Annotated in this window: 8 protein-coding genes; all 8 read left to right on the top strand. The window is 69.6% G+C overall.

Translation table 11 applies throughout. From position 1 onward, the window contains the following. Positions 1-19: 19 nt before the first annotated feature. The 8 genes from ABZW14_RS14945 to ABZW14_RS14910 all read left to right on the top strand — a co-directional run bounded on the left by ABZW14_RS14945 (position 20) and on the right by ABZW14_RS14910 (position 10,655). Entirely contained in the window at positions 20-1,621 is a 1,602-nt protein-coding gene (locus ABZW14_RS14945) for a PucR family transcriptional regulator ligand-binding domain-containing protein (RefSeq protein WP_355345569.1), read from the top strand. Positions 1,622-1,847: 226 nt separating this feature from the next. Continuing rightward, positions 1,848-3,410, top strand: coding sequence for an NCS1 family nucleobase:cation symporter-1 (locus ABZW14_RS14940; RefSeq protein WP_355345566.1), 1,563 nt, complete (start codon positions 1,848-1,850; stop codon positions 3,408-3,410). Further along, positions 3,407-4,249, top strand: coding sequence for a nitrilase-related carbon-nitrogen hydrolase (locus ABZW14_RS14935; RefSeq protein ID WP_355345563.1), 843 nt, complete (start codon positions 3,407-3,409; stop codon positions 4,247-4,249). Before ABZW14_RS14940 ends, ABZW14_RS14935 begins: the two co-directional genes overlap by 4 nt. Beyond that, positions 4,246-5,649 carry a dihydropyrimidinase gene (gene hydA / locus ABZW14_RS14930; protein ID WP_355345560.1) on the top strand — a complete coding sequence of 468 codons (1,404 nt, stop codon included), beginning with the start codon at positions 4,246-4,248 and terminating at the stop codon, positions 5,647-5,649. Before ABZW14_RS14935 ends, hydA begins: the two co-directional genes overlap by 4 nt. A gap of 13 nt (positions 5,650-5,662) precedes the next feature. Next, complete coding sequence (locus ABZW14_RS14925; RefSeq protein WP_355345557.1) at positions 5,663-6,655, top strand: TIGR03842 family LLM class F420-dependent oxidoreductase; 993 nt, start codon at positions 5,663-5,665, stop codon at positions 6,653-6,655. Positions 6,656-7,306: 651 nt separating this feature from the next. Continuing rightward, on the top strand, positions 7,307-8,236 hold the full coding sequence (locus ABZW14_RS14920; RefSeq protein ID WP_355345554.1) for a glycosyltransferase family 2 protein: 930 nt from the start codon (positions 7,307-7,309) through the stop codon (positions 8,234-8,236). After that, entirely contained in the window at positions 8,233-9,549 is a 1,317-nt protein-coding gene (locus tag ABZW14_RS14915; RefSeq protein ID WP_355345551.1) for a hypothetical protein, read from the top strand. Before ABZW14_RS14920 ends, ABZW14_RS14915 begins: the two co-directional genes overlap by 4 nt. Further along, a complete protein-coding gene (locus ABZW14_RS14910; protein ID WP_355345548.1) occupies positions 9,546-10,655 on the top strand; it encodes a GNAT family N-acetyltransferase in 1,110 nt (369 codons plus the stop codon). The genes ABZW14_RS14915 and ABZW14_RS14910 overlap by 4 nt, the downstream gene beginning before the upstream one ends. Positions 10,656-10,657 lie beyond the last annotated feature (2 nt).

Genomic DNA, 10,657 nt, shown 5'->3' with positions numbered 1-10,657 from the left:
CGGCAGTGGGGAGGTCGCGATGTATCCCTCCGTCGCAGAAGCCCTCGCGCTGCCGGTGATCCGGCGTGCGAGGCCGCAGGTGGTGGCCGGATCGGCCGGGATGCAGGGCCGGGTCCGCTGGGTCCACGTGGCGGAGGTCGCCGACATCGCCCACCTGCTCCGCGGTGGCGAACTGGTCCTGACCACCGGCATCGCGCTGCCGGATGAGCCGGCGGCGCTCACGGGCTACGTGGACGACCTGGCCGCGGTCCACGCGGCGGGACTGGTCATCGAGCTGGTCCGCCGGTGGAACGATCACGTACCCGACGCGCTCGTGGCAGCGGCCGACCGGCACGGGCTCCCCCTGATCACGCTGGCGGAGGAGACGCGGTTCGTGTCCGTCACCGAGGCGGTGGTGGCGCTGATCGTCGACGCCCAGCTCGCCGAGCTGCGGGCCGCCGAGCAGGTGCACGAGACGTTCACCTCACTCACCGTGGCCGGGGCCGAGCCGGCCGAGGTGCTGCGCGAGGTGGCCAGGATCTCCGGGCTGCCCGTCGTGCTCGAGACGCTGGGGCACGAGGTGCTCGCGTACGACGCGGCCGGGCAGGATCCCACCGAGCTGCTCGCGGACTGGAATCAGCGGTCCCGTTCCGTGGCCGTGCCCGAGCGAACGGCCTACGACGGGGAGGCCGGCTGGTTGATCACGGTGGTCGGGGCACAGGGCGCCGACTGGGGACGGCTGGTGCTGCTCTCGCCGGACCCTCCGCCGCACCGGCACATGGTGGTCGCGGAGCGGGCCGCGTCGGCGCTGGCGGTGCACCGGCTCGTGGCGCGTGATCGGGAGAGTCTGGAGCGGCAGACGCACCGGATGCTGCTCGCGCAACTGCTCGGTCAGGCGGTACCGCCGCCGGATCTGGCCGCCCGGGCGTCCGCGCTGGGCGTCGGCTTCGAACAGCGGCAGCTCGTCGGGGTGGCGATCCGGCCCGGGCACATGACGCCACGCGCGCCTGCGCTGGCCACTCAGGAGGTGCTGCGCGACCTCGCCGAGGTCACCGCGTCGGCCGCACGGCGGGTGTCAGTGCCCGCCCTGGTGGGCGTCGTGGACGACACGAGCGTACGGGCGCTGTTGTCGCTGCCCGCGCACGCCAGGGTCGACGCGGTCCTCCGCCGGTTGGCCGAGGAGGTACACCGCTCGGCAGCCGGCCCGGTGCTGATGGCGGTCGGCACCACCGTGTCACACGTCGCCGAGGTGCGCCGCAGCCTCGGCGAGGCCGCCCACGTCGCGGGGGCGGCCCTCCGTACGCCCGGTGCGCAGCTCTACCACCGGCTGGACAACGTGCGCCTGCGCGGCCTGTTGCACCTGCTCCGGGAGGACGAGCGGGTCCAGGCGTTCGCGGATCGGGAGTTGGGCCGGCTGCTGGCGCGGGACGCCCACCAACGTAGCCGGCTGGTGGAGCTGCTGCGCTGCTACTGCGAGCAGGGCGGGAACAAGTCGGCGGCGGCCGCTGCGGCGCACCTGTCACGTACGGCCTACTACCAGCAGCTGTCGCGGATCGCGCAGGTGCTCGGGGTGTCGCTGGAGGACCCGGAGTCGGTGCTGTCGCTGTACGTCGCGCTCCTGGTGCACGAACTCGACGCGTAGGCACCTCGCGGCCCCAATCCACCCACCGCGCGGATTGACAGGTCGGCGCGGGCATGCCGTGGACAGAGTGTGTCCCGATCATGGCAAGCGTGGACACTTTGCCGCTGCCCGCGGCGGGCTCGCGACACTCACCATTCCCAGATAAAGATCGCGCTGAACCGCCCACCAGGAGCGCGTGAGCCGGGTTGGTCGGCCAGTGTTGCGGCACCGTAACAGGAGGTGACCGATGACCGTCGAACCCCTGCCCCCGGCCGAAACCACCGCGGTCGAACCCGGCACGCAGATCACCCATCCCGACGGCCGGGTCGAGTTGCGCGACTTCTCCACGATCGCCGGCAGCCGCTACTTCAACGAGGAGCTGGCCCCGGTACCGATCGAGAAGCGCACCTGGAACACGTACAACTTCGCGGCGCTGTGGATCGGCATGGCGCACAACATCCCCACCTACCTGCTCGCCGCCGGGCTCATCCAGCTCGGCATGAACTGGGTGCAGGCGTTCCTCACGATCACGCTGGGCAATCTGCTCGTCCTGGTCCCGATGCTGTTGAACAGCCACGCGGGCACCAAGTACGGAATTCCGTTCCCGGTCTTCGCCCGCGCGTTCTACGGAGTTCGCGGCGCCAACCTCGCGGCCCTGCTCCGCGCGTTCATCGCGTGCGGCTGGTTCGGCATCCAGACCTGGATCGGCGGCGAGGCGATCTACGCGATCGCCGGGAAACTGCTGGGCTCCTGGTGGGTCGACGCGGCGCAGGTCATGGACCACCCGTGGACGCTGTGGGCCTCCTTCCTCGCGTTCTGGGCGATCGAGATGGCGATCATCTGGCGGGGCATGGACACCCTGCGGCGCTTCGAGAACTGGGCGGCACCGTTCGTCATCGTGGTGGCCGTCGCCCTGCTGATCTGGGTCCTGGTCGAGGCCGGCGGGCTCGGCCCGATCCTGTCCGAGCCGTCGAAGCTGGGCTGGGGCGCCGACTTCTGGAAGCTGTTCGCACCATCCCTGATGGCGATGATCGCGTTCTGGGCGACCCTGTCGCTGAACATCCCCGACTTCACCCGGTTCGGCGGCAGCCAGCGGCAGCAGGCGTACGGCCAGGTCCTCGGCCTGCCCACCACGATGTCGTTCTTCGCCATCCTGTCGATCATGATCACCTCCGGCACGGCCGTGATCTACGGTGAGGCGATCTGGGACCCCATCCAGCTCGCCGCCAAGTTCGAGAACCCGCTGGTCGTCGCGCTGGGCCTGTTCACGGTGGTGGTGGCGACGCTGTCGGTGAACGTCGCCGCGAACACGGTCAGCCCGGCGTACGACTTCTCCAACGCCGCACCCCGGCTGGTCAGCTTCCGGACCGGAGGACTGATCACGGGTGTGCTCGGCATCCTGATCCAGCCGTGGCGGCTGGTGCAGGACCCCAACATCTACATCTTCGTGTGGCTCGGGTTCTACGGTGGCCTGCTCGGCGCCGTCGCCGGGGTGCTCATCGCGGGCTACTGGGTCCGCAGCCGCACGCGCCTCCAGTTGTCCGGCCTCTACCGTCCCGAGGGCCGGTACTGGTTCTCGGGCGGCTGGAACTGGACGGCCATCGTCGCCACCGTCGTCGGCGCGGTCCTCGCGGTCGGGGGCGCCTACTCCGCACCCGGCAAGGGGCCGTTCCCCGAGGACGGGTTCATCCCGTGGCTCAAGCCGCTCTACGACTACAGCTGGCTCGCCGGTCTGGTCGGCGGGTTCGTCGTCTACCTGGCGCTGTCGATGCCGCCGCGCGGCAGCCATGCGAAGGGGGAGATCAGGTGAGCAACATCGTCCGCGCCGGACTGGTGCAGCAGAAGTGGACCGGCGACAAGGAGTCGATGATCGCGAACGCGGTGGAGGCGATCCGCAGTGCCGCGTCGCAGGGCGCGCAGGTCGTCTGCCTGCAGGAGCTGTTCTACGGTCCGTACTTCTGCCAGGTGCAGGACGCCGACTACTACTCGTACACCGAGGCGATCCCCGACGGGCCGACGACCGCGCTGATGCGCGAGATCGCCGAGCAGCACGGTGTGGTGCTGATCGTGCCGATGTACGAGCAGGAACAACCCGGCGTCTACTACAACACGGCGGCGGTGATCGACGCCGACGGCACCTACCTCGGCAAGCACCGCAAGAACCACATCCCGCAGGTGAAGGGCTTCTGGGAGAAGTTCTACTTCCGGCCGGGAAACCTCGGCTATCCGGTGTTCGACACCGCGGTGGGCCGCATCGGCGTCTACATCTGCTATGAACGGCACTTCCCGGAAGGCTGGCGGGCACTGGGGCTGGCAGGTGCGAAGATCGTCTTCAACCCTTCCGCCACGAGCCGCGGCCTGTCGGAGTACCTCTGGCGCCTTGAGCAGCCGGCCGCCGCAGTCGCCAACGAGTACTACGTCGGCACGATCAATCGGGTCGGCGTGGAACCGTTGGGCGACAACGACTTCTACGGCCAGTCCTACTTCGTGGACCCGCGGGGGCAACTGGTCGGCGACGCCGCGTCGGACACCGAGGAGGAGGTCGTCGTCCGCGATCTCGACATGGACCGGCTGGCCGAGGTGCGCGACCTGTGGGCGTTCTACCGCGACCGCCGGCCCGAGACCTACGAATCGCTGGTGACGCCGTGAGCATCGTCATCCGCAACGGAACAGTCGTCAACGCCACCGGGGAGTACCCGGCGGACGTGCTGGTGGAGGGCGAGCGGATCGCCGCGCTCGCCGCGCCGGACTCGGGGCTGGCCCAGCAGTGGGCGTCCGGCGCCGAGCGGGTGATCGACGCCGTCGGCAAGTACGTGGTGCCGGGCGGGATCGACGGCCACACCCACATGGAGATGCCGTTCGGGGGCACCTTCTCGGCCGACACCTTCGAGAGCGGGACGACCGCGGCGGCCTGGGGCGGCACGACCACGATCATCGACTTCGCCGTGCAGGGCAAGGGAACGTCGTTGCTGTCCGCACTGGACAAGTGGCACAGCAAGGCCGACGGCACCTGCGCGATCGACTACGGGTTCCACATGATCGTCTCGGACGTCAACGACACCTCGCTCAAGGAGATGGAGGCCTGCATCGACGCGGGCGTGAACACCTTCAAGATGTTCATGGCCTACCCGGGCGTCTTCTACGCCACCGACGGGGAGATCCTGCGGGCGATGCAGAAGGCCCGGGACACCGGCTCGATGATCATGATGCACGCGGAGAACGGCATCGCCATCGACCAGCTCGTCGCACAGGCACTGGCCAGCGGTCGGACCGACCCGGTGCAGCACGGGCTGACCCGGCCGCCCGAGCTGGAGGGCGAGGCGACCTCCCGGGCGATCACCCTGGCGAAGGTCACCGGCGCGCCGCTGTACATCGTGCACCTGTCCGCCGCGCACGCCCTCGACGCGGTGACCCAGGCCCGCGACACCGGACAGAACGTGTTCGCCGAGACCTGCCCGCAGTATCTGTTCCTGTCGCTGGACGACCTGGCCAGGCCCGACTTCGAGGGCGCGAAGTACGTCGCCTCTCCCCCGCTGCGACCCAGGGAGCACCAGGCGGAGCTGTGGCGGGGCCTGCGCACCAACGACCTGTCGCTGGTGTCCACCGACCACTGCCCCTTTTGCTTCAAGGACCAGAAGGAGCTGGGCCGGGGAGACTTCTCCAAGATCCCCAACGGGATGCCGGGCGTCGAGCACCGGATGGACCTGCTCTACCAGGGCGTCGTGAAGGGTGAGATCACCCTGCCGCGCTGGGTCGAGATCAGCTCGACCACGCCCGCGCGGATGTTCGGTCTCTATCCACGCAAGGGGGTCATCGCCCCGGGCGCGGACGCGGACATCACGGTGTACGACCCGACGGCCGAGCAGACCATCTCCGCAGGCAGCCACCACATGAACGTCGACTATTCCGCGTACGAGGGCATGCGGCTGACCGGGAAGGTCTCCACCGTGTTGTCCCGCGGCCGGATCGTCGTCGATGACAATGCCTTCCACGGCGCCGCCGGGCACGGCAGGTTCCTGAAGCGCGACCTCAGCCAGTACCTGGTCTGACGAGGAGTTGACCATGGACTTCGGTGTCGTTCTGCAGACCGACCCGCCCGCTCGCGACGTCGTGGCGGGCCTCGCCGCTGCCGAGGACAACGGCTTCCGCTACGGGTGGACGTTCGACTCCTGCGTGCTGTGGCAGGAGCCGTTCGTCATCTACTCGCAGGTCCTCGCCGCGACCAAGCACCTGATCGTCGGACCGATGGTGACCAACCCGAGCACCCGCGACTGGTCGGTCACCGCGTCGCTCTTCGCCACCCTCAACGACATGTTCGGCAACCGGACGGTCTGCGGGATCGGCCGCGGCGACTCGGCCCGCCGGGTCATCGGCCAACCGCCCGCGAGCCTGGCGACCCTCGGCAGCGCCATGCGGGTGATCAAGGAACTGGCCGAGGGACGCGACGTCGAGCACCACGGCACGCTGGTGCGCATCCCGTGGGTGCGTGACGGCAGGCTGGAGATCTGGATGGCCGCCTACGGCCCCAAGGCGCTGCGGCTGGTCGGCGAGCAGGCCGACGGCTTCATCCTGCAGACCGCCGACCCGGACATCGCCCGCTGGACGATCGGCACGGTACGCGACGCGGCCAGCGCCGCGGGCCGGGATCCGGACTCGATCACGATGTGCGTGGCCGCCCCCGCCTACGTGGGCACGAACCTCGTACACCAACGGGATCAGCTGCGCTGGTTCGGCGGCATGGTCGGCAACCACGTGGCCGACCTGGTCGCCCGCTACGGCGACTCCGGCGTGGTACCGAAGGCGCTGACCGACTACATCACGGGCCGCCAGGGCTACGACTACTCACACCACGGCCGCGCCGGCAATCCGTCCACCGACTTCGTGCCCGACGCCATCGTCGACCGATTCTGCCTGCTCGGCCCCGAGTCGGCTCATGTCGACCGGCTCCAGGAGCTCAAGGAGATCGGGGTCCGCAACTTCGCCCTCTACCTCATGCATGACGACAAGGAGAAGACCCTCACCGCGTACGGCAAGAACGTGATCACGCACGTCTAGTGCGTCGCGCACGGCGGTGAGCCGCAGCCTGCTGCGGCGGTAGCGGCGCGGCCGCTCACTGATAGTGCTGACCCACGGATATTCCTGAATATGGAGTATGGAAATCCGTTGACGGGCCATTGTCCGAGCCGGCTCGGATGCAGCCCGCTGAGCAGCGAAAATGCAAATCGCAGAGTGGGCCGGCCGGACGGCGGAACAGTGGATCCAGATGATTACAGCCGGTCACTGTCCCGGTCCTGTCGATACCTGCCGCCGCCGCTGCACCGCCGACCCCCCTTCCCGGCTCGGCATCGACGCGCCTTCGTAGACGCTGCGGGCGCGGCCACGGACGAGGTCAGCCGACCGGTCCGGCTCGGATCGGCCGGGGCGGGCATACCCCACTCGATAGTTCGTCCACATTCAACCGGACGCGTCAAATAAATCCCGCATGTTCTCCTTTGCGTGGTGTTAACTTTGCCCTCTGTACATCTCGGCGCAAAGTTGCCGAATCGCCGCAAACCGGACAATTAGCAATAAACGGTTCAATGCTGCGCGCCGTCCGGGAGAAGAGGAGCTGATGAGAAGGACATCGAAGGTCGCCCCCTGTCGTGGGCCGGAGACGGATCTCGCACCGCGGAACGGCCTGACGCGGCCCGTCGGGGAGGGGATCCGATGACCCTGAACCGGGACATCGATGCGCAGGTGTCCGATCTGCTGTCCGAGCCGCCGCTCCCCGTACCGTCCGGACTTGGTGATCGGCCACTGAGCATCCTGCGGATGCGGGAGCGGCCCGAGGACGACGCCGCCGTGGTCAACGGCCGCGAAGGGCGACAGACCGTGAGCGTGGTCATCCCGACGCTCAACGAGGAGCAGAACATCGCGTGGGTGCTCGAGCGCCTGCCGTCGATGGTCGACGAGGTGGTTCTCGTCGACGGGCACTCGTCGGACCGTACGGTCGAGGTCGCCCGCGCCATCCGGCCGGACGTCGTGGTGCTGACCCAGCACTGCCGGGGCAAGGGCGACGCGGCGCGGGTGGCGTTCGCCGCCGCCACCGGCGACCTGATCGTGATGATCGACGCCGACGGCAGCATGGATCCCGCCGAGATCCACCGCTTCGTCACCCCGCTCATGAACGGCTACGACTTCGTCAAGGGTTCCCGGTTCCTGACCGCCGGCGGGTCGACCGACCTGACGGCGCTGCGCCGGACCGGGAACCAGTTGCTGGTGCGGCTGACGAACACCCTGTTCCTCGTCCGCTTCACGGACCTGTGCTACGGCTTCTGTTCGTTCCGTCGGGACTGCCTTCCGGCGCTCGCGCTGACCGCGCACGGCTTCGAGATCGAGACCGAGTTGGTGGTCCACGCGCTGAAGGCGAACCTGCGCATCGCCGAGGTGCCGAGCAACGAACTCCCCCGCCGCTGCGGCACCTCCAACCTGCGTACCTTCCGGGACGGTCAGCGGGTGCTCCGGACGCTCCTCCGGGAGCGGATCGTACGGCGCCCCCGGCCCGTGGTGGACCCGATCGACCACCGCGTGCTGCACCGGTGGCAGCCCCTGGCCGCCGAGCAGAGCAGCCCGGCCCTGAGCGAGGTGCCGCAATGATGATCCGTGCACTGCGCCGCGCCCGGCCGGCGCGCACGTCCTACGCCCTGGCCCTGATGCTCGGCGTGCTGATCGGCGCCGCACCGCTGCCCGGTGGGCTCGCCACACCGGCCAGGGCGGCCGGCGACATCGGTTACGTCGGTCCGTCCACTGCGGGCGACGGCTCCGCGGCGACCGGCGAGAAGCCGGAGAGCAAGCTGTGGTGGAACGACGGCGCGTGGTGGGCCGTGCTCTTCCACACCGGCAGCCAGACCCACCACATCTTCCGGCTGGACCGCTCCACCGAGCAGTGGGTCGACACCGGGACCGTCGTCGACAACCGGCCGAAGACCCGGTCCGACGTGCTGTGGGACGGCACCAGGCTCTACGTCTCCTCGCACGTCCGGGCGAGCTCCTCCTCGGGCGCGGCCTCCGGGAACCCCGCCCGGCTCTACCGCTTCAGCTACAACCCCGCGACGGAGACGTACTCCCGCGACACCGGATTCCCGGCGCAGATCACCAACTACTCCAGCGAGACCCTCACCATCGACAAGGACTCCACGGGCGCGCTCTGGGCGACTTGGACGCAGGGCTCGAAGGTCTACGTCAACAACACCACGGGCGGGGACGCGGTCTGGGGCACGCCGTTCGTGCTTCCGGTCACCGCCGCCACCGGCCTGTCCAGCGACGACATCTCGTCGGTGGTGACCTTCGGCGACGCCCGGGCCGGTGTGATGTGGAGCAACCAGGTGAAGTCCGCGATCTACTTCGCCGAGCACGTCGACGGTGCGCCCCGCGACACCTGGAACGTCACGCGTACGGCCATCCAGGGCCCGAACACCGCCGACGACCACATCAACCTCAAGTCACTCCAGGCCGACACGTCCGGTCGGGTCTTCGCGGTCATCAAGACCGGGCTCGACGACGCCGGCGCCGCGACCTCGGCACCCTTGATCATGCTCCTCGCCCGGGATCCGTCGACCGGCGAGTGGTCCAGCTACCGCGTCGGGCGGATCAAGGACTGCCACACCCGGCCCGTCCTGCTGCTCGACTCCGAAAACCAGACGCTGTACGTCTTCATGACCGCGCCGGACAGTGGATGTCCCTACACGGGCTACCCGGGAACGATCTTCATGAAGAGCTCCCCGATGAGCAGCATCGCCTTCCCCGACGGCCGCGGCACGCCGGTCATCCGGGACGCCGACTCCGCCAACATGAACAACGTGACGACCACCAAGCAGAGCGTCACCAGCGTCACCGGCATGGTGGTCATGGCCAGCAACGACGACACCCAGCGCTACTGGCACGCCGACCTTCAGCTGGGCTCCTCGTGAGCGTCGGAACGAGCCTGGAGCCCGGCCTCCGGGGGGCGTCCGGCGACCCGCGACCGCTGCGGGTGACGAGTCCGGCGCCGGTCGACGCGTGGGAGCAGGTGCTCGCCTCCGCGCCGAACGCCCTGCCCAGCCAGACGCCGACGTGGCTCCGCTGCGTCTGCGAGGTCGAGGGCTACCAGGACGTCTCCCGGCTCTACGAGACGGCCGACGGACGGCGACTCGTCCTTCCGCTGGTACGGCGCCCGGGACTCGGTCCGGTCCTCGCCACGGACCTCGGACTTCCCGTCGGCTGGGGACCGGGCGGGCTGGTCTGCGACGGTGGCGAACTCCGACCGGAGGACGTCCGGATGGTGGTCGCCGACCTGGGGCAGCGGTACGTGCTGAGCACCCTGGTCCGCCCGGACCCGGCGACGGCGGCGACCTGGGAGGCGGCGGTGCCCGCCGGGGTGCACCGCGAGGAGCGGATGACGCAGACGCTCCCCCTCGACGGCGGCTTCGACGAGGTCTGGCGCAAGCGGTTCCGCAGCGACACCCGCAACCGGATCCGGCGCGCGGAGCGAGCCGGCGTTCTCGTCGAGTGCGACGACGCGGGCGATCTGGTCCCGGTCTTCCAGCAGCTCTACCGGGAGTCCGTCGACCGGTGGGCGCGCCGCGACGGTCTCCCGCTGCCGCTCGCGCGTCGGCTGGCGGCCCGGCGGGAACCGCCCCGGAAGCTGAGCACCGTCGCGGCCACGCTCGGATCCCGGTGCCGGGTGTACGTCGCGTACCACGAGGGACGGCCGGTCGCCGCGATCGTCGTGCTGCTCGGCGCGCGGACGGCCATGTACTGGCGGGGCGCGATGCTGGAGAAGCTCGCCGGCCCGGTCTACGCCAACTACCTGCTGCACAAGACGGCGATCGCGGACGCGGTCGCGGCGGGCTGCACGTCCTACAACATGGGCGACTCGGCTCGGGTCTCCTCGTTGGAGCTGTTCAAGAGCCGCTTCGGCGCGGTCAGCCAGGACTACGCCAGCTACCGGATCGAGCGCTTGCCGATCACCCCGCTGGTCCAGCGCGCCCGCGGTGGCGTACGACGGATCCTGGCGCTCCGGCAGGTGCGGGAGTAGTG

The sequence above is a fragment of the Micromonospora sp. NPDC004551 genome, assembly GCF_040609975.1.
Taxonomy (GTDB): Bacteria; Actinomycetota; Actinomycetes; order Mycobacteriales; family Micromonosporaceae; genus Micromonospora.
Note: the sequence above shows the minus strand (reverse complement) of the source record. Positions and strands in the feature narration are given on the sequence as shown.